The following is a 20,617-nucleotide window of genomic DNA, read 5'->3' on the forward strand; positions in this document are numbered from 1 at the left end:
CGTGATGTCCGAGCACGACGAACCCTGGATGGGCCGGTTCCCGGCGGCGCCGGGGTGCGACTGCCACGTGTGCCGGCCCGAGGAGTCGTACGACGAGCAGGACCGCCGCGCCATCGAGACCGTCCTCAAGCACGGCTGGCAGGTGATGCTCGTGGCCGATCGCGCCGACCACGAGCATGACTCCATGCCGGCCTTCGCCTACACGATCGGCCTCGGACATCGCGCTGGCCATCCCGAGTTGCTGATGGCGGGCCTGGACCGCCGCCTGATGCACCGCTGCCTCAACCGCATCGCGCAGCGGATCATCGACGGGCTCCGCCTCACACCCGGCGACGCGATCGAGGACGTCCTTGCGGGCGTCCCGGTGGCTGTTGAGCAGATCGCGGACACGGCCCTCGCCGAGACCGTCACGTGGTCCGGCTGGTTCCACCGCCGCAAGCCGGAGGCGCTCATGATCGTCTGGCCCGACCGCAATGGCGTCTTCGGGTGGCAGCCGGGTGCGCCGGCCATCCTCGACGAACTCCAGCCGCGGGAGTGGCGGATTCCCCTCGAGCACAACGGCGGGCTGGCCGTCGATCCCACCTGGGCCTTCCCCGTTCCACCCGACTACAGGGCCTTCTCCTGCACCCACGTAGTGGACGACGGCGACGCCGTCCTCTGGGCCGCCCGCCAGACGGGCGGACCGGACGGTGAGGACTGGAGCATCCACTGCGGTGCCGATGGTCACGAGACCGACGACATGCGGCTGGTGCACCTGGCCCACCTTGTTCGCTCCGCCCCTTCCCTGCGTGGCATCGCCGACCTCGGGTTCGAGGAGGAGGCGTGGCGCGACGATCCCGACTCTCCCTGGCAGCGGGCGAGCCTGTCCTAGTCGCCGCGGCGCGACGTCGGCGTCAGGGAAGGTCTCGACCACAGCCTTCGTCGACCTTCGACAAGACCTTCTCCCCCACCTGGGCGAGAGTGGCGAGCTCCGTGGCGGTGAGGCCGTCGATCAGCAGGCGGCGTACCTCCGCGACGTGGCCGGGGGCGGTCGCGACGACCTTGGCGAAGCCGGCGTCGGTGAGAACGGCGACGGTACGCCGGCCCCGGCCGGGCACCTGCTGACGGGTGATGAAGCCCTGCTGCTCGAGGCGTTTGGCGGTGTGCGAGAGACGCGAGAGCGAGCCCGAGGAGAACTCGGCGATGTCGGTCATCTGCATGGTGCGGTCGGGCTGCTCGGCGAGCACCGCGAGCACCATGTACTCGAAGAAGCTCAGCCCGGCATCGGCCTGGAGCTGGCTGTCGAGCGCTGCCGGCAGCTTGGCCATGGTGCCCGCCAGGCCCAGCCACGCCCTCCGCTCGTCGACGGTCAGCCACCGCACGCCCTCGTCCGCCATGGGAGGAGACTAGGCCACGTCACTTGACTGTTCAACAAAGGACTCGTACCTTTTAGTTGAACCATCAAGTGACTTTAGGGGACCCATGAACATCGCGCTCTGGATCATCGCCGGTCTGCTCGCGGCCGCCTTCCTCATGGCCGGCAGCATCAAGCTGACCCGGCCCAAGGACAAGCTCGCCGGCAACATGCCGTGGGTCGAGGACTACTCCCCCGGCCAGGTCAAGGCGATCGGCGCCATCGAGGTCCTCGGCGCACTCGGCCTGATCCTCCCCGCCGCGCTCGACATCGCGCCGATCCTGACCCCGATCGCCGCCACCGGCCTCGCGCTGACCATGGCCGGCGCGGTCGTCGTGCACATCCGACACGGCGAGACGCCGATGGCCGCGCCGTCCGTCGTGCTGCTCGCGCTCGCGGCGTTCGTCGCGATCATGCGCTTCGGCCCGAACGCCTTCTGAGATGAGCGACCCCTTCAGCCCGACCCGGCCCGCCGGTGCGTACGACGACCTCCTCGCCGAGGTCCTGTCCCTGGCCGCCGAGCGCCGCGACTGGCAGCCCTCCGACGGACCGCTCCCCTCGCTCTTCGTGAGCCACGGCGCTCCCCCGACCCTCGACGACGCCGACTGGCTGCGCCGCCTCTTCGACTGGGGCCAGACCCTCCCGAAGCCGCGCGGCATCGTGGTCGTCTCGGCGCACTGGGAGAACGCCCCGCTCGCGATCTCCGCCACCGCCGCCGGCACCCCGCTCTATTACGACTTCGGCGGCTTCCACCCGCGCTACTACACGCTGCAGTACGCCACCCCCGACGCCACCGAGCTCGGCCAGCGCGTCGTCGGCGCCCTCGCGGACACCACCCCGATGCACCAGTACGTCGGCCGAGGGCTCGACCACGGCGCGTTCATCCCGCTGATGGCGATGTTCCCCGCCGCCGACGTACCGGTGATCCAGGTCAGCATGCCCAGCCTCGATCCCGAGGCCCTGCTCACGCTCGGCCGCCTCCGCGGCCTGCGCGAGGAGGGCTACCTCGTCATCGGCTCCGGCTTCATGACGCACAGCTTCGCCGTGATGCGGCGCCCCGAGCTGGTCACCCACAACATCGAGTTCGACGCCTGGGCCAACGAGGCCATCGGCCGCGGCGACGTCGACGCGCTCGTCGACTACGCCCGCAAGGGACCCGGCGCCGCAATCGCGCACCCGACCGCCGACCACTTCGTGCCGCTGCTCCTGTCGATCGGAGCCGGCGACGAGCCCGGCACCGGGGTCACCAGCGCGATCGACCGGCTGGCGATGGGCAACTCGATCCGCTCGTTGCAGTTCGCCTGACCGCTCCCCTCAGGAGGAGCGGGTCGCGACGTAGAAGTAGTTCATCGGATCGGTGCGGATCTCCAGCACGTCGACGTGCGCGAAGCCGGCCTCGCCGAGCATGCGCTCGGCGGTCTGCCGGCCCCACACCGTGCCCAGGCCCATGCCGCCCTCCTGCGCGAGGGACACGGGCATGCAGTGCATCAGGCTCAGCGTGTAGAGGTACGCCGCCCACGGCAGCGTCAGGTTCTTCTCGACCCCTGACTGCGCCTTGATGTCCACCATCAGGAAGGCGCCGCCGGGACGCAGCGCCTCCGCCACCCCGGCGAGCACCCGGTCGGGGAAGGCCTGGTCGTGGATGGCATCGAACGCCGTGACGACGTCGTACGCCGCCACCTCGCCCAGTGCCGCGACGTCGCGGATCTCGAAGCGGGCGTTCGTCAGCCCCCACGCGGTCGCCTCGGCCCTCGCGGCCTCGATCGCGGTCTCGCCCAGGTCGTAGCCCACGAAGGTGCTCGCGGGATACGCACGTGCCAGCAGGTTGATGGCGTGGCCGGACCCGCAACCGATGTCGGCGACGGCGCCCCCTGCAGCCAGCCGCTCGTGCAGCCCCGGCACCGCCGGCACCACGACATCGAGGAGGCCGGCGTCGTGGGTGGCGGCTGCGTCCTCGGCCATCAGTGCGTGGAAGCGCGGATAGTGGTCGTAGTCGAGCCCGCCGCCGTGGCGGAACCGCTCCTGCAGGTCGGGTGCGACGCCGGCGAGCATGGTGAGCATCTTCAGGCTGCGCGCGATGTTGACCGGGCCGTCGTCCGGGGTGAGGCAGGCAGCGCGCTCCGCCGGCAGCGCGTAAGTCCGCGTCGCCGGGTCATAGGTGGCGACGTCGCCGGCCACGATCCCGTCCAGCCACTCCCGCAGGTAGCGCTCGTCGACGCCGCACTCGGCGGCAAGGGCGCTCGACCCCGCGGGGCCACACCGAGCCAGAGCAGAAAGCAGCCCGAGCTCGTCACCGATGCCCAGCAGGATGCCGAGGGCGGAGTCGTTCATGACCCCGACCATCCGCTTCTGGAATGCCTTGGCCGCGTCCTTGTCGAATGCCGTCACCAGGCCAGTCTGGCGGTGACTCAGGAGTAGCGGTGGCTCTTGGCGCTGTGGCCGCGCTCGCGGGTGCAGGTGCGACCGCTCATGTTGCGGTGGCCGCAGAGGTCGTCCGTCGCCGGCTCGGCCGTGGGCTCCGCAGCCGCGGCGGCCTTGGTCGCCAGCGGCTTGGGACGCCGGGCAACGGGTGCCGTGGTGGCCGCCTGCTGCGCGTAACGCGCCTCGCGCATCGCCCTGAGGGCGTCAACCTTGCTCATCGTCGCTTCACCCTGCGGACACTATCGGCCACCGCCGACACTGAGGCAGTTGGCATGCTGTGCCCATGAGGCTCACCGAGCACGAGATGACGGCGGCGATGACCGGCGTCGCGCAGCGCACCGTGGCAGCGCGCGACAAGCGGGTCCGCAAGGGGCAGCTGACCGCGGCCGAGCTGTGGCAGTCGATGGGGCGCCACGAGCGGTACCTCGTCCTCAGCGCCCTCGGCGACCAGGTCCTGCCCGTCCTCGTCGCGCTGCCCGACGTCGAGGTCGCGCCCGGCGAACGGCCGACCTTCACCGATGCACAGGTCGTCGCGGCGGTCGAGCACACGATCGGCGACGAGGTCGGCCGCCTGCGCCGCAAGGCGCTCGTGGCCACCCGGGTCGTGCTGATGAGGTCGGCCCTCGCGGCGCTGCCGCCGCGGCAGGATCCCGACGCCCTGATCGTGCCCGATCACCTCTGAGCCGGGAGTCGCACCGGTCACCGGCACTGGGCGGACTGAGCGCGCGCTAGAGGCCTCCGCGGTCGGCCGGCGGCAGCTCCGGGAACGGCGGTACGTCGAGCCCGAGCGTCCCGGTCGCCGCCAGCGGCCGCACCTGGAGGAAGATGCCGACGCGATGAGTCTTCTCCTTCAGCGCGTGCTTCATCCCGGCCGCGTGGCCGCCTGGCTTGTAGGCGAAGTCCTGCGCGAGCCCATAGGTCTTCCAGAGGCTGATCGAGGTGTGCTCGAACGGCAGCTGCGAGGAGATGTCGATGCTGCCGCGGTGACCGGGGTGGTGCGCCGCGCGGCTGGCGGCGTGCACGTTGTTGCGCACGAACTCCAGCAGGCGACCGCGCTTGAGGATCCCGTGCACGATCGCCACCATCGGCTCGTCCTTGTCGAGCGGCTCGGCGTCACCGGCCCGCGGCTCCCAGCCATGCCAGCTGTCCCGCTCGGACTCCGAGTCGATCCGCACGCGGGCGACCTCTCCGTCCAGGCTGAACCGCCCCGGCCCGTCGATCGACGACCGCAGCCGACCGCCGAAGGCAGCTCGGGCCGCCTCCGGCGACTCCCAGGCCGCGACGAGCGCCACTCCCCCGGGCAGCAGGCCCGGTACGACGGAGTGGGTGCCGTTGTTGGCGTGGTTGACGCTCACTCCGCGCAGACCCGGTACGCCGGCCCGCAGCTCGGCGTTCAGCCGACGCCACCAGCGGATGCGCCCGCCCAGCGGCCGGTCGAACGCGTCGATGGTCAGGAAGTCGGGGGTGGTCATCTCAGGGCTCCAGGTGGCGGGTCAGGAACTCGATCTGGTCAGCGACGGCCGCCTCGAACTGCTCGCCGACGTAGATGTCGAAGTGGCTGGCCGGGTAGGTCTTGATCTCGCCCCTCGGCGCCTTGCGGGCGTAGCGCAGCGTGGGCTTCGGGGGCGTGACGGTGTCGCGCTCGCAGACGCAGAACAGGATCGGCGCCGCGATCTTGCGGGCGGCGCGACCGGGGTGGCTGAGCGCGATGGTGGGCACGATCCGCGCGGCGGCCTCGTTGCGGAAGGTCTCCCCCGCGGGCATCAGCGACTGGCAGTCGGCGAGGACCCCTGGACCCGCCATCAGCGCCTTCGCACCCGTCTCGCCGGCCAGCGGCACGAGAACCGGGGCGGTGCCGCGGGCCTGGGCCACTAGGTCGGCGACGACGGCGGGCAGCAGCTTGGCGCTGCTCACCGGTCCGAGCGCGAGCGAGGTCGCCGTACCGCTGGTGAAGGGACACTGCGCGACGGCCGCGGCGAGCTCGGGGTGCCGCGACGCGACGAGGATCGCGTTGCCGCCGCCCAGGGACGAGCCCCAGACCGCGACGCGTGACCCGTCGAGGTCGGGGTGGGTACTCACATAGCTGAGTGCCGACTCCCAGTCCTCGAGCTGGTCCTTGATCGACACGACCTGGCGCAGTGCGCCACCCGACGTACCGAAGTTGCGGTGGGTGAAGGCGAGGGCGGCGATCCCGGCGGCGGCGAAGCGCTCGGCGAAGGCGTCCACGCGCATCTCGCGGGTGGCCCCCAGCCCGTGGCCGAGCACGACGACCGGTGGCCGATCCACGCCCTCGGGCAGGTAGAGCCAGGCGGCGCAGCTGTCGCCGTCGACGTCGAAGCTGACGTCGTGCCGTACGACGTCCGGGCCGGTCATCGGACCGCTCCCGCTCCACGGGTGGTGCCGCGCTCGAGGACCTCGTCGAAGACACCCGGCTGGTAGAGCGGCAGCTCGCCGCTCGCGTCGGTGTTGGCCATGTAGTCGAGCATCAGCTCCTGCCCGATCCCGGACAGCGCGGTCGCGAGGAACTCCGCGCGCTCGATGTGCAGCCCCTCCGCGAGACCGGCCGAGCCGCCGAGGTAGACCGACCGCTTGATCGCGGCCCGCGACGACTTCGGGCGGTTGCCGAAATGAGTGGCGAGCTCGATGGCCCGCTCCAGCACGAGATCCGGAGCCACCACGTCGTCGACCGCCCCGATCTCCAGTGCCTGCGCGGGCGTGAACGGCTCGCCGGAGAGGATGGCCAGCAGCGCGCGATGGTTGCCGATCAACCGCGGCAGCCGCTGGCTGCCGCCGCCGCCGGGCATGATGCCGAGCAGGACCTCCGGCTGGCCGAGCACGTGATCGCCCGAGGCCATCACCCGCAGGTCGTTCGCCCAGCAGAACTCCGCGCCCAGGCCGAGCGCCGACCCGTTCAGCGCGGCGATGAAGATGACGCCGCTGCGGTTCATCTTGAGGAACGTCTGGTGCACCCGCTCGAGCTGGACGGCCGGCCAGAGCGGCGTACGGCCGAGCACGGCCTTGAGGCCGCCGGCGCGGTTGACGCCGCGCGCGGTATGGGCGAGCGCCGACGCACCTCGTACGCCGACCGACGGGACCGTCGCGCCGCCCTCCTGCAGCCACCGCACCTCGGCGTGCGAGACGAAGCGGTCCGGGTGCGTGCCCGTGAAGACGACCGCCTGGATCGCGGGATCGGCGTCCGCCCGGTCGACGAGCGCGTCGAGCTGCTCGGCGATGTCGTTGCCGAACAGGCCGAGCGGGCCGCCGTCGATGCGGGCCACGAGCACCGCGCCGCGGTCCTCGACCTCGATGCTGCCGCGCACCTCCTGCCTCGAGGCGGTCATGACAGGAAGTCCAGGAGCTCGGGGACGAACTCCTCGTGGTGCTGGAAGATGCCGCCGTGCCCGGAGCGCGGGTAGATCCGCAGCCGCGAGTCCGGGAGGCGCCTGGCCATGTCGGCGGAGTGGTCGCTGGCAACCATCAGGTCGTTGTCGCCGTTGGCGACGAGCACCGGGACCTTGATCACGGACAGGTCGTCGGCCGCGTGCATCCCCGCGGTGGTGATCGCGCGCAGCTGGGCGTTGCGCGCCTGGCTGGAGATCGGCTGGTCGCGGTCGGTGGTCCGCTCGGCCAGACGGGCGAAGTAGGCGTTCGCCGCCTTCTTGCCCTCGGCCGTGCGCGGGAAGAAGAGGAAGTGCCGCGGGTCCTTCCGCAGCAGGAAGGCCTTCGTGTACGCACCGCCCACGATGAACGGCATCTTCCAGATGCCGCCGCCACCGCGCGGCCCGGTGCCGGTGAGCACCAGGCGGCGTACGAGATCGGGCGCCTGCAGCGCGACCATCTGCGCGACCGCGCCACCGAGCGAGAAGCCGAGCAGGTCGACCTCGTCGTAGCCCAGCGCGCGGATGAAGGCGATCGCGTCGGCCCCCATGTCCTCGATGTCGGCCGGGACCTTGCCGCCGGTCGCGCCGACGCCGCGGTTGTCGAAGGCGATGACGTGGTGGTGGGCGGCCACGCCGTCGATGATGCGCGGGTCCCAGTCGTCGAGGACGGCGGTGAAGTGGTGGCAGAAGACGACGGGTACGCCGCCGCGCGGGCCGAGCTCGCGGTAGGCGTACGAGGTGCCACCGACGTCGATGGTCTTCGTGGGGGTGTTCTTCCAGGTGGTCATGCCAGGTCCTTCTCTCGGGTGGTCTGCGGGGCGAGCGGGGTGCGGGCGTCGAGGCGCGCGAGGACGTCGAGGATCCGCCGGTCGGAGGCGAAGCGGGCGTCGAGCGCGGGGTTGAGCAACCCGCGCAGCGCGGAGACGGGCCGCCAGAGGGCGGGCCTGACGACACGCGTCGAGCGCGTCTCGAGGCCGTCGGCGATGGCGGTCGCGGCGACCGCGGGAGTGATCCGCTTCAGCATCGGCTTGGGGAGCGTGCCGAGCAGCTCGAGGACCACCGGGTCCTCGTCGACGCCGCGGGCGATCATCTCGGTCTGGACCAGCGAGAAGTACGCCGTCAGCACCGACACCCCGCGATCGGCGAGCTCGACCCGCAGCCCGCGTCCGAGCTGCTCGACCGCGGCCTTGCTCATCGCGTAGGGGATCGTCCCCATGCCGTTGATGAAGGCGAACACGGAGCTGATCACGACGACCTGACCCCCGTGCACGCTCACCTGGTCGAGCCCGGCGGCGACCGTGTTGGCGACGCCGGTGACGTTGACCGCGAACGTCGCCTCGAGGTCGGCGACCGGGGTGTTGCGCAGCGTGGCCGCCTTGGCCAGCAGGCCGGCGTTGGCGATGACGACGTCGAGGCGACCGAAGCGCTCGACAGTGCGTGCGACCGCGGCGTCGAGCGACGCGCGATCCCGTACGTCGGCCACGCACCCGAGCGCGTTCGCTCCGAGCGAGGCGGCCCGGGCCGGCGTGTCCGGCGCGAGGTCGGCGACGGTGACGCGCGCTCCCCTGGCGAGCAGCTCACGCGCCGTGGCACCACCGATGCCGCCGTTGCCGCCGGTGATCAGGACGACCTTGTCGGTGAGGTCGTACTTCTGCGAGGCCATGGGCGTCTCTCTCTGCTCACTCATGCATTGGCTTACGTTCGTAATATTATGACCGTAATGCTATGGTGGGCACCAGCGCAAGTGAGCCGCACGACACGACCAGGAGGCCGAGGACATGCCCCGCTACAGCCCCGAGCACAAGGACGCGACGCGGCGTCGGATGATCGAGAGCGCCGGCCGACGCTTCAAGAGCGACGGCTTCGACGGCTCGGGGATCGCCACCCTCGTCGCCGACGCCGGCCTGACCAACGGCGCCTTCTACGGCCACTTCGACTCCAAGGACAACCTTTTCGCCGCCGTCGTCGCCGACCAGCTGACCAGCCAGGTCGCGCACCTCGACACGCTGCCGGCCGGGCTCGACTCGGTCGCGAGCTTCCTGGAGGAGTACGTCTCCCCCGCCCACCGCGACGACCTCGCCAACGGCTGCCCGTCGGCCGCGCTGCTCGACGAGATCGCCCGGTCCAGCCCGCAGGCGCGGGCGGCGTACACCGAAGGGTCGCGCTCGATGATCGACGCGATCGTCCGTCACCTCACCGCCGACGGCGCCCTCGACGAGGCGGACGCCCGCGTGCGCGCCCTGGGCCTCTTCACGATGCTCGTCGCCTCGCTCCAGCTCGCCCGCGCGGTCGACGACCCCGAGCTGTCCGACCAGATCCTCGCCGCCGCCCACGCCAACGCGATCACCCTCGCCACCCGACAGGAATCCCGATGAAGGCCTACGCCGTCACCCGCTACGCCCCCGACGGTCTCGCGCTCGCCGATCTCCCCGACCCCAGCGTCGGCCCGCACGACGTGCTCGTCGAGGTCCGCGCGGCCAGCATCAACCCGCTCGACAAGATGGTCCGCAACGGCGAGTTCAAGCAGCTCATCAAGTACCCGCGACCGTTCGTCCTCGGTCACGACGTGGCCGGCGTGGTCACCCGGGTCGGCACGGCGGTCACCGCGTTCCGCGTCGGCGACGAGGTGTTCTCGCGACCACGCGACGGACGCATCGGCACCTTCGCCGAGCGGATCGCCATCCACGAGGACGACGTCGCCCGCAAGCCGGCATCACTGACCTTCGAGGAGGCGGCGGCCGTGCCCCTCGTCGCGCTCGCGGCCTGGCAGGCACTCGTCGAGGTGGCGCAGGTACGACCCGGACAGAAGGTGCTGGTCCACGCAGGCGCCGGCGGCCTCGGGTCCACGGTCATCCAGGTCGCCAAGCACCTCGGTGCGTACGTCGCCACCACCGCCGGCACGCCCGACGTGCAGAAGGTCGAGGCGCTCGGCGCCGACGAGGTCGTCGACTACCGCACCACCGACTTCGCCGAGGTCCTGCACGGCTACGACGTCGTCATCGACTCCCTCGGCGGCGAGAACCTCGACAAGTCACTCACGGTGCTCAAGCCGGGCGGCCTGGCGATCAGCGTCGTCGGCCCGCCCGACCCGGCCTTCGCCGTCCAGCTCGGCAAGCCCGTCATGAAGCCGGTCATGGCACTGCTGCGCCGCAAGGTCGCCCGCCGCGCGAAGCGCCTCGGCGTCCGCTACGCGTTCTTCTTCATGCACGCCGACGGCAACCGCCTCGCCGAGCTCGCGAAGCTCTACGACGACGGCACCCTGCGCCCGGTCCTCGACCGGACCTTCGGGTTCGACCAGACCCTCGAGGCGATGGCGTACGTCGAAGCGGGCAAGGCCAAGGGGAAGATCGTCGTCTCGCGCCCCGGCGGCCGCTGAGGGCGACGGCGCCGATGACCGGCGCCGTCGGATCGCGCCGTACTGTCGACAGGCGGAGCCATTCAGGCTCCCTCTCTGAGAGAACCCACATGAGCGACACGTCGCCGCAAGGACAAGGGCCGCTCTCGACGCTCGGTGTCATCGGATCCTCCGCCAAGGAGAACGAGCACCGGCTGCCGATCCACCCCGATCACCTCCCCCATCTCGATGCCGACCTCCGGGCACGGATCACCCTCGAGCACGGGTACGCCGCCAAGTTCGGCGTCACCGACGCCGCGCTCGCGCCGTACGTCGCCGGGTTCGCCTCGCGCGAGCAGCTGCTCACCGGGTCGGACGTCGTGCTCCTGCCCAAGCCCCAGCTCTCCGACGTCGCGGCGATGCGCCGCGGCCAGGTGCTGTGGGGCTGGCCGCACTGCGTCCAGGACACCGAGCTCACCCAGGCGGCGATCGACAACGGCCTGACCCTGATCGCCTTCGAGGCGATGAACCACTGGACGCGCGACGGCGCCGTCGGGCTGCACGTCTTCCACAAGAACAACGAGCTCGCCGGCTACTGCTCGGTGATCCACGCCCTCGAGCTGGCCGGCCTCACCGGCGACTACGGGCGCCGCCTGAGCGCGGTCGTCATCGGCTTCGGCGCGACGGCGCGCGGCGCGGTGACGGCGCTCAACGCGCACGGCGTGCACGAGGTCGCCGTGCTCACCAACCGCGACGTGGCGGCCGTCGGGTCACCCATCCACTCGGTGCGGATCCGGCAGTTCGAGCACGACCCGGTCAACGGCAGCGACGTCATCACCGAGCGGGGACGTGAGCCGCTGCCGGCGTACCTCGCCGAGAACGACATCGTCGTCAACTGCACGTTCCAGGACACCGCGAACCCGCTGGTCTACATGGGCGAGGAGCACCTCGCGGCGTTCCGGCCCGGGAGCCTGCTGGTCGACGTCTCGTGCGACGAGGGCATGGGCTTCAGCTTCGCCCGCCCGACGAGCTTCGAGGAGCCCACCTTCGTGGTCGGCGACAACGTCCTCTACTACGGCGTCGACCACTCGCCGTCGTACCTCTGGAACTCCGCGACCTGGGAGAACAGCAACGCGCTGCTGCCGTTCCTGCGCCGCGTGCTCGAGGGCGGAGCGTCCTGGGACACCGACGAGACGCTCGCCCGCGCGATCGAGATCCGCGACGGCCAGGTCGTCAACCCGGCGATCCTGGCGTTCCAGGGCCGCGAGGCCGAGCCGCCGTACCGCATCGCCTGAGGCGACACCGAGGGGTCCGAGCCGCGCGGCTCGGACCCCTCGGGCAGGTCGGTCAGTCGTGGGTCCGCAGCGGCTTCCGCTCGAACGCCAGCAGGGCGAGGGCCAGCGCCGCGCCCAGGAGCCCGAAGTCACGCAGCGCCACGTCGCCGTACCCCCCGAGCGTGACCAGGTCGACGATGATCCCCACGAGCCACACGGCCACGAGCAGGGCACCGAACCGCGCGTCGACGGCCACCACGATGCCGGCGACGACCTCGATCACGCCCACGACGAGCATCGCGGTGTGCGCGCTGCCGGGCACGATGTCGTTGATCCACGGGGCCAGGTACTTCTCCCAGTCATCGGTGAGGATGCCGGCGAACTTGTCGAGCCCGAAGGCGATCGGCGCCACGGTGAAGATGGTCCGCAGCAGGAGGTAGGCGCGGTCGGATCCGCGCTCGGTCAGGGTGTCGATGAAGGTGCTCATGCCTCCTTGGTGTCGATCCGTCGAAGGTTCTTACCGGTCACCGGTAAGAACCTCCTGCCGAACGGCACCAACGAAGCATGACCGATGGCACGCTGGCGGACGTGGTGCACTCCCCTGTCCATCCCGACGCCGCCTGGCACGCGGCCCTCACGGCCGAGGGCCCCGAGAGCGACGTGGCGATGGCTCGTCTCCGCGAGGTGCTGCTCCACGCGACGCGGCGCCAGGTGTGGCGACTGCGCGACCAGCTGCCGGGCGCGAGCAACGGCGAGCTGGAGGACCTCGCCCAGCAGGCGGCCAACGACGCGCTGCTCGCGCTGCTCAGGCAGCTGGAGACCTTCGAGGGACGCAGCCGGTTCACCACCTGGGCCTGGAAGTTCGGGGTGCTCCAGGCAGGTGCGGCCGTACGCCGTCAGGCCTGGCGGCACCGCGAGGTGGCGCTCCCCGACTCGCTCCCGCTGACCGACCCGACGCCCACGCCCGAGTCCGTCAGCGAGGCCGGCCAGCTGCGGCAGGCCGTCGAGGCCGCCATCGCGCGGGACCTGACCCCGCACCAGCGCACCGTCGCGCTCGCCCTGATCGTCGAGGGCGTGCCGATCGACGTGCTCGCGGAGCGCACCGGCAGCAGCCGCAACGCCCTCTACAAGACCCTTCACGACGCCCGCCGGCGCCTGCGCGCCAGCCTGGTCGCGAACGGTCACCTCGAACCGACGACCGACCGGAGAGTCCGATGACCGAACCGACGCCCCTGCCTCCCGAGGCCGTGGAGGCGCTGCTGACCGACACCTCGCCGTACCTCTCGTGCGACGACTGCTTCGCCACGATCGACGTGTACGTCGAGCGACTGGCCGCCGATCCCGGTTACCGGGACGTCCCGATGGAGACCCACCTCGCCGGGTGCGGAGCCTGCGCCGAGGAGGCCCGGACCCTGCTCGAGCTGCTGGGCTGAGCCGGAGGTCAGCTGCCGCGACGCTCGCCGCGACGCGCGCGGGCCGAGTCGGCGTACGCCAGGCAGGGCGCCACGGCGCCGGCGTGCCTGTCGACCAGGTGCAGGATCCAGCGGTCCATGACCGCCAGGTAGCCGTTGTCCTCGCCGCGCCGCCACGACGTCCACGCGGCGCCCGCGTCGTCCGCGCACTCGCGGCAACGGATCGTGTAGCGGAACTGATCGTCCTGCGCGACGGCGATGCTGACGTGGGCCAGCGGGCCCGCCTCGGCGCGGGCCTTGCGTTCACGGGCGGATCGGGTCGCCACCATGTCGTCCTCCTCGGTCCGGAAGCTCGAGCCTACGGCGCCCCGACCTGCGGCGGCACCGCGGCCGAGCAGGAGCGTTGGCGCGGCGTTCCATAATGACGAGGTGACGTTCCATCGCTACGTCGCCATCGGTGACTCCCAGACCGAGGGCATGAACGATCTCGACGCCCATGGGGGCATCCGCGGGTGGGCGGACCGGTTCGCGGCGTACGTCGCGGAGAGCAGCCCCGACCTGCTCTACGCCAACCTCGCGATCCGCGGCCGGCGCACCGACCGGATCAGGGCCGACCAGCTCGAGCCCGCGCTCGCGCTCAACCCCGACCTGGTCAGCGTGATGGCCGGCGCCAACGACGTGCTCGGCGCGTTCGACCTCGACCACACGATGGCCGACCTCGAGGCGATGTACGCCGCGCTGCGCGACATCGGCGCCACCGTCGTCGGCTGCACCTTCCCCGATCCGGGTGCCGCCTTCTCGATCGCGCGGCGGCTGACACCACGCGTCCGCGAGCTGAATGCCGCGATCCGTGAGGCGGCCGAGCGCCACGGCGTGATCCTGGTCGACTTCGAGGCCTACCCGGCGGTCAACGACCCGCGCTGGTGGAGCCACGACCGCCTGCACCTCAACACCGCCGGCCACCGGCGCCTCGCGACCGCGTTCGCCGACGTGCTCGGCGTACGACCCGACACGAGCTGGCAGGACCCGCTGCCGCCGCTGTCCCCGCGCGCCTGGTGGCGCAGCCGGGTCGAGGACGGCGAGTGGGTCGCGCGCTACTGGGCGCCCTGGCTCTACCGCCACCTGACCGGTCGGTCCACCGGCGACGACCGGCTGCCCAAGCGCCCGACCCTCGAGCCGGTCTCCCCCATCCCCGAGACCTGACCGTCAGGATCCCGGTACGCGACAGACGACCTCGCCGTGCAGGATCGAGAACCAGCCGTCGTCGGCCTCGGTCCACCGGCGCCAACCCGCGCTGATCCGCTGCAGGTCCGCGGGTGTCGCCAGGCCGTTGTCGACGACCTGCCGGGCCATCGCCGACTCGACGATGCGGTCGGTCCACATGCCGCCCCACCAGTCCCGGTCCTCGGGGGTCGCGAAGCACCAGGTGCTCGAGGTCGCAATGACGTCCGTCAGCCCGGCCCGTCTCGCCCACGAGAGCAGCCGCCTCCCTGCATCGGGCTCGCCGCCGTTGGCGCGGGCCGCGGACTGGTAGAGCGCCATCCACTCATCCAGCTCGGGCAGCCGTGGCCACCAGCACATCGCCGCATAGTCGCTGTCGCGCGCTGCCACGAGTCCACCCGGCCTGGTCACCCGCGCAATCTCGCGCAGCGCCTGGACCGGATCGCCGACGTGCTGCAGCACCTGGTGGGCGTGGGTGACGTCGAAGGTGCCGTCCTCGATGTCGAGGGCGTGGACGTCGGCCACGCGGAAGTCGATGTTCGCGACGCCGCGCTGCGCCGCGGTGGCTCGCGAGAGCTCCAGCTCGTCGGCACCGACCTCGGTCGCGGTCACCCTGTCCACCCGCGCGGCCAGGTCCGCGGTGATCGTCCCCGGGCCCGCCCCGACGTCGAGCAGCGACTGGCCGGGACGCAGGTGCGGCAGAAGGTACGCCGCGGAGTTCTCGGCCGTGCGCCAGCGGTGCGAGCGCAGCACCGACTCGTGGTGGCCGTGGGTGTACGTCGCCATCACACCCACCCCCGGCCTCGTCGTACGTCCTGCTCTGCCATCGTCTTCCCCTCGCGTCGGTTGCTCGTCTCGTGGGCAAGGCTGGTCGAGCGGCGAGAGGGGCGGAAGACCGTAATCTTCCTAGGAGTCCGGCACCCACCCTGGTCACGAAGGAGCGCCATGTCGAACGAGCTCGGCGCCTTCCTGCGGGCCCGCCGGGTCGACGCGCGGCTGGAGCCACCGCCCCACGGCACGCTCGTACGCCGGCGCGTGACCGGCCTGCGTCGCGAGGAGGTCGCGACGGCCTCGGGGATCAGCGTCGACTACTACACGCGGCTCGAGCAGGGGCGTGAGGCCAACCCGAGCGATGCCGTCATGGATGCGCTCGCCCGCACCCTGCAGCTGGAGCCCGACGCCGTCGACCACCTCTACGCGCTGCGCTCGACCCACTCGTCGCCGGCCCGGTCGCAGGCTCAGCACGACCAGGACCTCGTGGCCCGGATGACGACGCTGGTCGAGGCGGTGCGGCCGAACCCGGCGTACGTGCTGGACCGGTTCAGCAACGTGGTCGCGAGCAACGCCGAGGGCCTTGCCCTGTTCGACGGGCTCGCCGAGCGGCCGCCCCACGAGCGCAACACCTGTCGCTACCTGCTCACGCACCCGCGCGCTCGCGAGATCTTCCTCGACTGGGAGGACCTCGCCCGCGGAGCGGTCGCACACCTGCGAGCGGCGAACGCCGACAACCTCGACGACGAGCAGCTGGTCGCGCTGGTCGACGAGCTGCACCGGCAGAGCGCGGACTTCGGCGACTGGTGGAACGGTCACCTCGTGCAGCGCCGTCGCTCGGCGACCAAGCGGATGAACACGGCCGACGGCGTGATCACCCAGCGCTACGAGGTGCTGCACCTGCCTGAGGAGCGCCTGCGGATGACGTTCTGGCTGCCGATCACCGAGAGCTGAGCACCAGCCGGAGGATCGGCTCCGAGGCGCGGGTCAGCCGCCGAAGCGCTGGTCGACGTCGAGCTCGCCGCCGACGAGGGCGACCGTCGCGCAGATGACGCCGCAGGCGGCGTCGGTGAGGAACCTGCTCAGGTTGCGCGCCGAGGTGCGGTTGCCCGGACCGGCCAGCAGCCACCGGTTGACCGTGGCGTCGACGAGACCGACCAGCGCGTAGGCCAGGTCGGCGGAGGCACCCCTCGGCAGCTTGCCGGTGACGACCATCGGCAGCAGCGAGTCGGCCAGCGCCTGCACGTCCTGGGCGAACGCCGACTTGCCGCCCGTCACGACGCGTGAGCCCTGGCTCGGTCGCGTGGCCGATCCCGTGCCCATGAAGCGGTGCAGGTTGCCGTGCGCCCCGACCCACTTCACGTACGTGTCGACCGCACGTCGGACCATCTCGCGCACCGAGCCGCGCAGGACCAGCGTCGGCGCCAGCGCCTCGTTCATCGCCTCGACGATCCGGCCACGGATCTGGTCGTCGAGGTCCTCCCGGTCACGGAACAGCTTGTAGACGACCGACCGCGGGATGCCGGCCTCGGCCGCGATCGCCGGGACGCTCACCCCGGCGCCGTCGCGGTCGATCATCGCCATCGCGGTCTCGAGCAGGCGCTCGCGCCGCGCCTGCCGATGGTCGTCCCAGCGGGTGGCACGACCGTCGACGGCGTTGCTCTCGACCTGCGTCGTCTGGCTCATCGGCGAGACTCTAGTGGAGATCCTTGACTGGACACGCTGTCCAATCTAGTTTTGCAACCGACAGCTTGTCCAGGGTAGTTGCGCCATGCGCCGCCCGTGATCGAAAGGCCTCTCCGGTGGGCAACAACAAGGTGTACGTCGTCGGCGTCGGCATGACGAAGTTCGAGAAGCCCGGCTCCAAGGAGTGGGACTACCCCGACATGGCCCGTGAGGCGGGCACGAAGGCCCTCGAGGACGCGGGCATCGCCTACGACGCGATCCAGCAGGTCCACGTCGGCTACGTGTACGGCGACTCGACCTCCGGCCAGCGGGCCGTCTACGAGCTCGGCAAGACCGGTGTCCCGATCACCAACGTCAACAACAACTGCTCGACCGGCTCGACCGCGCTCTACCTCGCGGCCCAGGCGATCAAGGGCGGTCTCTACGACTGCACGCTCGCGCTCGGCTTCGAGAAGATGCAGCCGGGCTCGCTGATGTCGCAGTTCGACGACCGCACCAACCCGATGATGGACCACCTGATGGCGCTCGCGGAGCTCCAGGAGTTCGCGATGCCGCCGGCGCCGTACATGTTCGGTGCGGCCGGCCGCGAGCACATGGAGCGCTACGGCTCGACGCCCGAGCAGTTCGCCAAGATCGGCTACAAGAACCACAAGCACTCGGTGAACAACCCGTACGCGCAGTTCCAGAAGGAGTACACGCTCCAGGAGATCCTGGACGCGCCGACCATCTACAGCCCGCTCACCAAGCTGCAGTGCTCCCCCACCTCCGACGGCTCCGGCGCGGTCGTGCTGGCGAGCGAGAAGTTCGTCGAGGAGCACGGCCTGTGGGACCAGGCGGTCGAGATCATCGGCCAGGCCATGGTCACCGACATGGAGAGCACCTTCACCGACCAGTCGGCCCAGAGCCTGGTCGGCAAGGAGATGTCCCGCGAGGCCGCGCGCCAGGTCTACGCCCAGGCCGGCATCACGCCCGACGACGTCTCCGTCATCGAGCTGCACGACTGCTTCTCGGCCAACGAGCTCATCACCTACGAGGCGCTCGGCCTGTGCGCCGACGGCGAGGGCGGCAAGCTCATCGACAACGACGACACGACGTACGGCGGCCGCTGGGTCGTCAACCCGTCCGGCGGCCTCATCTCCAAGGGCCACCCCCTCGGCGCCACCGGCCTGGCCCAGTGCTCCGAGCTCACCTGGCAGCTGCGCGGCACCGCCGACAAGCGCCAGGTCGAGCGCGCCGCCCAGCCCGGCGGCGTCGCGCTGCAGCACAACATCGGCCTCGGCGGCGCCGTCGTCGTGACGGCGTACCGCAAGGCCCGCTGAAGCAACCCCTGATCCACCTCCCACCACCCGCACCACCACTCACCAAGGAGCCATCATGGCCAGCGTTTCCGTCACCCAGACCCTCCCCGTCGACGCCCAGACCGCGTGGGACAACCTCCTCGACCTCGCCAGCTGGGAGAAGTGGCTGACCATCCACCAGGGCTGGAAGTCCGAGCTCCCGACCGACGTCACCGTCGGCACCCGCATCACCGAGGTCGTCTCCGTCATGGGCATGGCCAACAAGATCGAGTGGGACGTCACCTCGGTCGAGGCCCCCACCTCCGTCGCGATCGAGGGCGCCGGCATGGCCGGCGTCAAGGTCAAGTTCGCCATGGAGATCGCCCCGGCCGACGCCGGCTCCACCATCACCATGGACGCCGAGTTCAACGGCACCATGATCGTGGGCCCGATCGGCAAGGCCGTCGCCAAGAACACCCAGGCCGACCTCGAGGCTTCGCTCGCGAAGTTCGCCGAGCTCGTCAACGCCTGATCGGGGACGAGCAGATGACGCAGGCAGTGACCTTCGAGGACAGCGGCCTTGGCCAGTGGGGTGAGGAAGACGTCGTCTTCGAGGTCACTGCCGAGCGCATCGCCGAGTACGCCGCGGCGACCAACGACCCGATCGAGGCCCACCTCGAGGGCGAGGTGGCCTCGCCGGTGTTCGCCGTGGTGCCGACCTTCTTCTCGATGGCCCCCGCGGCCCTCGAGGTCGCCCCGATCGAGCTCCTCATGAAGCTCGTCCACGGCGAGCAGGACTTCCACTTCCACCGGCCGATCAAGCCGGGCGACGTGCTGACCTGCCGCTCCAAGGCGACCGGCTACGCCCACCTCTCCACCGGCTCGACCGTGGTGGTCTACGCCGAGACGCGCGACTCCGACGGTGAGCTGGTCAACGAGCAGTGGATCACCGCGTTCTTCCGCGGCGTCGACGCGGGCAAGACGATCGGCGAGCTGGCTCCCGGTCACGCCCTCGACCCGGCCGCGATCACCGGCACCCCGGACGCCGTCGTGACGCAGCACGTCGACGACGACCAGACGTTCCGCTACTCCCCCGCCTCGGGCGACCCGATGCCGATCCACCTCGACGACGAGATCGCCCAGATGTCCGGGCTGCCCGGCATCATCAACCACGGTCTCTGCACCATGGCGTTCACCTCGTGGGCGGCCCTGCAGGAGTTCGGTGGCGGCGACGTCTCGCGGCTCAAGCGCTTCGCGGTCCGCTTCGCCAAGCCGGTCCTGCCCGGCCAGGACATGACCACCAGCTTCTGGAAGCTCGACGACGCCACCGTCGAGAGCGGTACGACGGCGTACGGCTTCCGCACCGAGGTCGACTCCGACCTCGTGCTCACCGACGGCCTGGCCGTCTTCACCGACTGAATCTCGATACACCGCCGCTCGTACCTCACGGCGGCACTCGATCACCGACTCGATACACCGCCGCTCGTACCTCACGGCGGCACTCGATCACCGACTCGATACACCGCCGCTCGTACCTCACGGCGGCACTCGATCACCGAAAGGCACCTTTCATGGGAACCCTCGACGGACGCGTCGCCATCGTCACCGGAGCAGGACGGGGCATCGGTCGCGAGCACGCGCTGCTGCTGGCCAAGGAGGGCGCCAAGGTCCTCGTCAACGACATCGGTGGCGCCAACGACGGCACCGGGAGCGACACCACCCCGGCGCAGAGCGTCGTCGACGAGATCGTCGCCGCGGGCGGCGCGGGTGCGGCCAACTACGACAACGTCGCGACCTGGGACGGCGCGGAGCGGATGGTCAAGCAGGCCATCGACGAGCTCGGCGGCCTGGACATCCTGGTCAACAACGCCGGCATCCTGCGCGACGCGTTCATCCCGAACGTGACCGAGGACCAGTGGGACGCGGTCGTCGCGGTCGTGCTCAAGGGCACCGCCGGCCCGATGCACCACGCCGCGGCGTACTGGAAGGAGCAGACGAAGGCCGGTGTCGAGGTCAACGCCTCGATCATCAACACCGCCTCCGCGTCGGGCACCTTCATGCCGAACGCCGGCCAGGCCAACTACGGCTCGGCCAAGGCCGCCGTCGCGGCGCTGACGCTGGTCGCCGCGGACGAGCTCGACCGGTACGGCGTACGCAGCAACGTGATCGCCCCGATCGCCCGGACGCGCCTCACCCTGGCCACGCCCGGCATGGGCGCGATCTTCGCCGAGGAGGTCGAGGACGGCGAGTTCGACGCCTTCCACCCCTCGAACATCTCGCCGCTCGTCGCCCGCCTCGCCGCGGCCGACTGCAAGCTGAACGGCAAGTTCTTCGCCGTCCAGGGCGGTGTCATCCAGGAGATGCAGGGCTGGCACGAGGTGTCCGCCATCGAGTCGGACGGCCCCTGGGCCGTCGACGACCTCGCCAACCGGCTCGGCTGAGGAGCAC

General features: G+C 71.0%; 27 protein-coding genes. 15 read left to right on the plus strand and 12 right to left on the minus strand.

Going from position 1 to position 20,617, the window contains the following annotated elements; translation table 11 throughout:
• The first annotated feature begins 4 nt into the window (after positions 1 to 4).
• A complete protein-coding gene (locus ACYVJ3_RS10145; protein WP_460852841.1) occupies positions 5 to 871 on the plus strand; it encodes a DUF4262 domain-containing protein in 867 nt (288 codons plus the stop codon).
• Between the two features lie 22 nt (positions 872 to 893).
• Here the strand turns inward: ACYVJ3_RS10145 and ACYVJ3_RS10150 are convergent, their stop codons facing one another.
• Complete coding sequence (locus ACYVJ3_RS10150; RefSeq protein WP_460852842.1) at positions 894 to 1,376, minus strand: MarR family winged helix-turn-helix transcriptional regulator; 483 nt, start codon at positions 1,374 to 1,376, stop codon at positions 894 to 896.
• Positions 1,377 to 1,461: 85 nt separating this feature from the next.
• Here ACYVJ3_RS10150 and ACYVJ3_RS10155 point away from each other — a divergent pair, with 85 nt between their 5' ends.
• Entirely contained in the window at positions 1,462 to 1,833 is a 372-nt protein-coding gene (locus tag ACYVJ3_RS10155) for a DoxX family protein (RefSeq protein WP_460852843.1), read from the plus strand.
• A gap of 1 nt (position 1,834) precedes the next feature.
• Complete coding sequence (locus ACYVJ3_RS10160) at positions 1,835 to 2,698, plus strand: DODA-type extradiol aromatic ring-opening family dioxygenase (RefSeq protein WP_460852844.1); 864 nt, start codon at positions 1,835 to 1,837, stop codon at positions 2,696 to 2,698.
• Between the two features lie 9 nt (positions 2,699 to 2,707).
• Here the strand turns inward: ACYVJ3_RS10160 and ACYVJ3_RS10165 are convergent, their stop codons facing one another.
• Positions 2,708 to 3,781, minus strand: coding sequence for a class I SAM-dependent methyltransferase (locus ACYVJ3_RS10165; protein ID WP_460852845.1), 1,074 nt, complete (start codon positions 3,779 to 3,781; stop codon positions 2,708 to 2,710).
• 20 nt (positions 3,782 to 3,801) lie between these two features.
• Positions 3,802 to 4,032 (minus strand): hypothetical protein, encoded by a 231-nt coding sequence (locus tag ACYVJ3_RS10170; RefSeq protein ID WP_460852846.1) that lies wholly within the window; start codon positions 4,030 to 4,032, stop codon positions 3,802 to 3,804.
• A gap of 65 nt (positions 4,033 to 4,097) precedes the next feature.
• On the opposite strand from ACYVJ3_RS10170, the gene ACYVJ3_RS10175 reads away from it, so the two are divergent.
• The gene (locus ACYVJ3_RS10175; protein WP_460852847.1) at positions 4,098 to 4,496 is read left to right on the plus strand and encodes a hypothetical protein; all 399 of its coding nucleotides are present in this window, start codon (positions 4,098 to 4,100) and stop codon (positions 4,494 to 4,496) included.
• A 46-nt stretch (positions 4,497 to 4,542) separates the two neighbouring features.
• Here the strand turns inward: ACYVJ3_RS10175 and ACYVJ3_RS10180 are convergent, their stop codons facing one another.
• Genes ACYVJ3_RS10180 through ACYVJ3_RS10200 form a run of 5 tightly spaced genes read right to left on the minus strand, consistent with a single transcriptional unit; the run spans position 4,543 to position 8,881 of the window.
• Positions 4,543 to 5,286, minus strand: coding sequence for a hypothetical protein (locus ACYVJ3_RS10180; RefSeq protein ID WP_460852848.1), 744 nt, complete (start codon positions 5,284 to 5,286; stop codon positions 4,543 to 4,545).
• A gap of 1 nt (position 5,287) precedes the next feature.
• Positions 5,288 to 6,187 carry an alpha/beta hydrolase gene (locus ACYVJ3_RS10185; RefSeq protein WP_460852849.1) on the minus strand — a complete coding sequence of 300 codons (900 nt, stop codon included), beginning with the start codon at positions 6,185 to 6,187 and terminating at the stop codon, positions 5,288 to 5,290.
• Positions 6,184 to 7,155: an enoyl-CoA hydratase/isomerase family protein gene (locus ACYVJ3_RS10190; RefSeq protein WP_460852850.1), complete on the minus strand. Its 972-nt coding sequence runs from the start codon at positions 7,153 to 7,155 to the stop codon at positions 6,184 to 6,186. The genes ACYVJ3_RS10185 and ACYVJ3_RS10190 overlap by 4 nt, the downstream gene beginning before the upstream one ends.
• Positions 7,152 to 7,982: an alpha/beta fold hydrolase gene (locus tag ACYVJ3_RS10195; protein ID WP_460852851.1), complete on the minus strand. Its 831-nt coding sequence runs from the start codon at positions 7,980 to 7,982 to the stop codon at positions 7,152 to 7,154. The genes ACYVJ3_RS10190 and ACYVJ3_RS10195 overlap by 4 nt, the downstream gene beginning before the upstream one ends.
• The gene (locus ACYVJ3_RS10200; protein ID WP_460852852.1) at positions 7,979 to 8,881 is read right to left on the minus strand and encodes an SDR family NAD(P)-dependent oxidoreductase; all 903 of its coding nucleotides are present in this window, start codon (positions 8,879 to 8,881) and stop codon (positions 7,979 to 7,981) included. Before ACYVJ3_RS10200 ends, ACYVJ3_RS10195 begins: the two co-directional genes overlap by 4 nt.
• A gap of 91 nt (positions 8,882 to 8,972) precedes the next feature.
• On the opposite strand from ACYVJ3_RS10200, the gene ACYVJ3_RS10205 reads away from it, so the two are divergent.
• The 3 genes from ACYVJ3_RS10205 (at position 8,973) to ACYVJ3_RS10215 (ending at position 11,823) form a co-directional block, all read left to right on the plus strand.
• Positions 8,973 to 9,569 (plus strand): TetR/AcrR family transcriptional regulator, encoded by a 597-nt coding sequence (locus ACYVJ3_RS10205; RefSeq protein ID WP_460852853.1) that lies wholly within the window; start codon positions 8,973 to 8,975, stop codon positions 9,567 to 9,569.
• The gene (locus ACYVJ3_RS10210; RefSeq protein WP_460852854.1) at positions 9,566 to 10,570 is read left to right on the plus strand and encodes an NADP-dependent oxidoreductase; all 1,005 of its coding nucleotides are present in this window, start codon (positions 9,566 to 9,568) and stop codon (positions 10,568 to 10,570) included. The genes ACYVJ3_RS10205 and ACYVJ3_RS10210 overlap by 4 nt, the downstream gene beginning before the upstream one ends.
• A gap of 89 nt (positions 10,571 to 10,659) precedes the next feature.
• A complete protein-coding gene (locus ACYVJ3_RS10215; protein WP_460852855.1) occupies positions 10,660 to 11,823 on the plus strand; it encodes a N(5)-(carboxyethyl)ornithine synthase in 1,164 nt (387 codons plus the stop codon).
• 52 nt (positions 11,824 to 11,875) lie between these two features.
• On the opposite strand, the gene ACYVJ3_RS10220 is transcribed toward ACYVJ3_RS10215, so the two are convergent.
• Entirely contained in the window at positions 11,876 to 12,289 is a 414-nt protein-coding gene (locus ACYVJ3_RS10220; protein ID WP_460852856.1) for a hypothetical protein, read from the minus strand.
• 77 nt (positions 12,290 to 12,366) lie between these two features.
• Here ACYVJ3_RS10220 and ACYVJ3_RS10225 point away from each other — a divergent pair, with 77 nt between their 5' ends.
• Entirely contained in the window at positions 12,367 to 13,020 is a 654-nt protein-coding gene (locus ACYVJ3_RS10225; RefSeq protein ID WP_460852857.1) for an RNA polymerase sigma factor, read from the plus strand.
• Positions 13,017 to 13,235, plus strand: a complete 219-nt coding sequence (locus tag ACYVJ3_RS10230) for a hypothetical protein (RefSeq protein WP_460852858.1) — start codon at positions 13,017 to 13,019, stop codon at positions 13,233 to 13,235. The genes ACYVJ3_RS10225 and ACYVJ3_RS10230 overlap by 4 nt, the downstream gene beginning before the upstream one ends.
• An 8-nt stretch (positions 13,236 to 13,243) precedes the next feature.
• Here ACYVJ3_RS10230 and ACYVJ3_RS10235 read toward each other — a convergent pair whose 3' ends face one another.
• Positions 13,244 to 13,543, minus strand: coding sequence for a hypothetical protein (locus ACYVJ3_RS10235; RefSeq protein ID WP_460852860.1), 300 nt, complete (start codon positions 13,541 to 13,543; stop codon positions 13,244 to 13,246).
• Positions 13,544 to 13,643: 100 nt separating this feature from the next.
• On the opposite strand from ACYVJ3_RS10235, the gene ACYVJ3_RS10240 reads away from it, so the two are divergent.
• The gene (locus ACYVJ3_RS10240; protein WP_460852861.1) at positions 13,644 to 14,417 is read left to right on the plus strand and encodes an SGNH/GDSL hydrolase family protein; all 774 of its coding nucleotides are present in this window, start codon (positions 13,644 to 13,646) and stop codon (positions 14,415 to 14,417) included.
• 3 nt (positions 14,418 to 14,420) lie between these two features.
• Here ACYVJ3_RS10240 and ACYVJ3_RS10245 read toward each other — a convergent pair whose 3' ends face one another.
• Positions 14,421 to 15,221: a class I SAM-dependent methyltransferase gene (locus ACYVJ3_RS10245; RefSeq protein ID WP_460852862.1), complete on the minus strand. Its 801-nt coding sequence runs from the start codon at positions 15,219 to 15,221 to the stop codon at positions 14,421 to 14,423.
• Positions 15,222 to 15,380: 159 nt separating this feature from the next.
• Here ACYVJ3_RS10245 and ACYVJ3_RS10250 point away from each other — a divergent pair, with 159 nt between their 5' ends.
• Entirely contained in the window at positions 15,381 to 16,160 is a 780-nt protein-coding gene (locus tag ACYVJ3_RS10250) for a helix-turn-helix transcriptional regulator (RefSeq protein WP_460852863.1), read from the plus strand.
• Positions 16,161 to 16,193: 33 nt separating this feature from the next.
• On the opposite strand, the gene ACYVJ3_RS10255 is transcribed toward ACYVJ3_RS10250, so the two are convergent.
• Positions 16,194 to 16,892 (minus strand): TetR/AcrR family transcriptional regulator, encoded by a 699-nt coding sequence (locus tag ACYVJ3_RS10255; protein WP_460852864.1) that lies wholly within the window; start codon positions 16,890 to 16,892, stop codon positions 16,194 to 16,196.
• Positions 16,893 to 17,008: 116 nt separating this feature from the next.
• On the opposite strand from ACYVJ3_RS10255, the gene ACYVJ3_RS10260 reads away from it, so the two are divergent.
• The 4 genes from ACYVJ3_RS10260 (at position 17,009) to ACYVJ3_RS10275 (ending at position 20,610) form a co-directional block, all read left to right on the plus strand.
• Positions 17,009 to 18,211: a lipid-transfer protein gene (locus ACYVJ3_RS10260; RefSeq protein WP_460852865.1), complete on the plus strand. Its 1,203-nt coding sequence runs from the start codon at positions 17,009 to 17,011 to the stop codon at positions 18,209 to 18,211.
• 55 nt (positions 18,212 to 18,266) lie between these two features.
• Positions 18,267 to 18,701: a type II toxin-antitoxin system Rv0910 family toxin gene (locus ACYVJ3_RS10265; RefSeq protein WP_460852866.1), complete on the plus strand. Its 435-nt coding sequence runs from the start codon at positions 18,267 to 18,269 to the stop codon at positions 18,699 to 18,701.
• Positions 18,702 to 18,715: 14 nt separating this feature from the next.
• Positions 18,716 to 19,588, plus strand: a complete 873-nt coding sequence (locus ACYVJ3_RS10270; RefSeq protein ID WP_460852867.1) for a MaoC/PaaZ C-terminal domain-containing protein — start codon at positions 18,716 to 18,718, stop codon at positions 19,586 to 19,588.
• A gap of 152 nt (positions 19,589 to 19,740) precedes the next feature.
• The gene (locus tag ACYVJ3_RS10275) at positions 19,741 to 20,610 is read left to right on the plus strand and encodes an SDR family oxidoreductase (RefSeq protein WP_460852868.1); all 870 of its coding nucleotides are present in this window, start codon (positions 19,741 to 19,743) and stop codon (positions 20,608 to 20,610) included.
• The last annotated feature ends 7 nt before the right edge of the window (positions 20,611 to 20,617 follow it).

The organism is Nocardioides montaniterrae, assembly GCF_054782655.1.

What these genes read in the sequence shown, in the direction of transcription:
- ACYVJ3_RS10145 (WP_460852841.1), top strand. Translation starts at nt 5, where the DNA reads ATGTCCGAGCACGACGAACCCTGGATGGGCCGGTTCCCGGCGGCGCCG.
- ACYVJ3_RS10150 (WP_460852842.1), bottom strand. Translation starts at nt 1,376, where the DNA reads ATGGCGGACGAGGGCGTGCGGTGGCTGACCGTCGACGAGCGGAGGGCG.
- ACYVJ3_RS10155 (WP_460852843.1), top strand. Translation starts at nt 1,462, where the DNA reads ATGAACATCGCGCTCTGGATCATCGCCGGTCTGCTCGCGGCCGCCTTC.
- ACYVJ3_RS10160 (WP_460852844.1), top strand. Translation starts at nt 1,835, where the DNA reads ATGAGCGACCCCTTCAGCCCGACCCGGCCCGCCGGTGCGTACGACGAC.
- ACYVJ3_RS10170 (WP_460852846.1), bottom strand. Translation starts at nt 4,032, where the DNA reads ATGAGCAAGGTTGACGCCCTCAGGGCGATGCGCGAGGCGCGTTACGCG.
- ACYVJ3_RS10175 (WP_460852847.1), top strand. Translation starts at nt 4,098, where the DNA reads ATGAGGCTCACCGAGCACGAGATGACGGCGGCGATGACCGGCGTCGCG.
- ACYVJ3_RS10180 (WP_460852848.1), bottom strand. Translation starts at nt 5,286, where the DNA reads ATGACCACCCCCGACTTCCTGACCATCGACGCGTTCGACCGGCCGCTG.
- ACYVJ3_RS10185 (WP_460852849.1), bottom strand. Translation starts at nt 6,187, where the DNA reads ATGACCGGCCCGGACGTCGTACGGCACGACGTCAGCTTCGACGTCGAC.
- ACYVJ3_RS10190 (WP_460852850.1), bottom strand. Translation starts at nt 7,155, where the DNA reads ATGACCGCCTCGAGGCAGGAGGTGCGCGGCAGCATCGAGGTCGAGGAC.
- ACYVJ3_RS10195 (WP_460852851.1), bottom strand. Translation starts at nt 7,982, where the DNA reads ATGACCACCTGGAAGAACACCCCCACGAAGACCATCGACGTCGGTGGC.
- ACYVJ3_RS10200 (WP_460852852.1), bottom strand. Translation starts at nt 8,881, where the DNA reads ATGAGTGAGCAGAGAGAGACGCCCATGGCCTCGCAGAAGTACGACCTC.
- ACYVJ3_RS10205 (WP_460852853.1), top strand. Translation starts at nt 8,973, where the DNA reads ATGCCCCGCTACAGCCCCGAGCACAAGGACGCGACGCGGCGTCGGATG.
- ACYVJ3_RS10210 (WP_460852854.1), top strand. Translation starts at nt 9,566, where the DNA reads ATGAAGGCCTACGCCGTCACCCGCTACGCCCCCGACGGTCTCGCGCTC.
- ACYVJ3_RS10215 (WP_460852855.1), top strand. Translation starts at nt 10,660, where the DNA reads ATGAGCGACACGTCGCCGCAAGGACAAGGGCCGCTCTCGACGCTCGGT.
- ACYVJ3_RS10220 (WP_460852856.1), bottom strand. Translation starts at nt 12,289, where the DNA reads ATGAGCACCTTCATCGACACCCTGACCGAGCGCGGATCCGACCGCGCC.
- ACYVJ3_RS10225 (WP_460852857.1), top strand. Translation starts at nt 12,367, where the DNA reads ATGACCGATGGCACGCTGGCGGACGTGGTGCACTCCCCTGTCCATCCC.
- ACYVJ3_RS10230 (WP_460852858.1), top strand. Translation starts at nt 13,017, where the DNA reads ATGACCGAACCGACGCCCCTGCCTCCCGAGGCCGTGGAGGCGCTGCTG.
- ACYVJ3_RS10235 (WP_460852860.1), bottom strand. Translation starts at nt 13,543, where the DNA reads ATGGTGGCGACCCGATCCGCCCGTGAACGCAAGGCCCGCGCCGAGGCG.
- ACYVJ3_RS10245 (WP_460852862.1), bottom strand. Translation starts at nt 15,221, where the DNA reads ATGGCGACGTACACCCACGGCCACCACGAGTCGGTGCTGCGCTCGCAC.
- ACYVJ3_RS10250 (WP_460852863.1), top strand. Translation starts at nt 15,381, where the DNA reads ATGTCGAACGAGCTCGGCGCCTTCCTGCGGGCCCGCCGGGTCGACGCG.
- ACYVJ3_RS10255 (WP_460852864.1), bottom strand. Translation starts at nt 16,892, where the DNA reads ATGAGCCAGACGACGCAGGTCGAGAGCAACGCCGTCGACGGTCGTGCC.
- ACYVJ3_RS10265 (WP_460852866.1), top strand. Translation starts at nt 18,267, where the DNA reads ATGGCCAGCGTTTCCGTCACCCAGACCCTCCCCGTCGACGCCCAGACC.
- ACYVJ3_RS10270 (WP_460852867.1), top strand. Translation starts at nt 18,716, where the DNA reads ATGACGCAGGCAGTGACCTTCGAGGACAGCGGCCTTGGCCAGTGGGGT.
- ACYVJ3_RS10275 (WP_460852868.1), top strand. Translation starts at nt 19,741, where the DNA reads ATGGGAACCCTCGACGGACGCGTCGCCATCGTCACCGGAGCAGGACGG.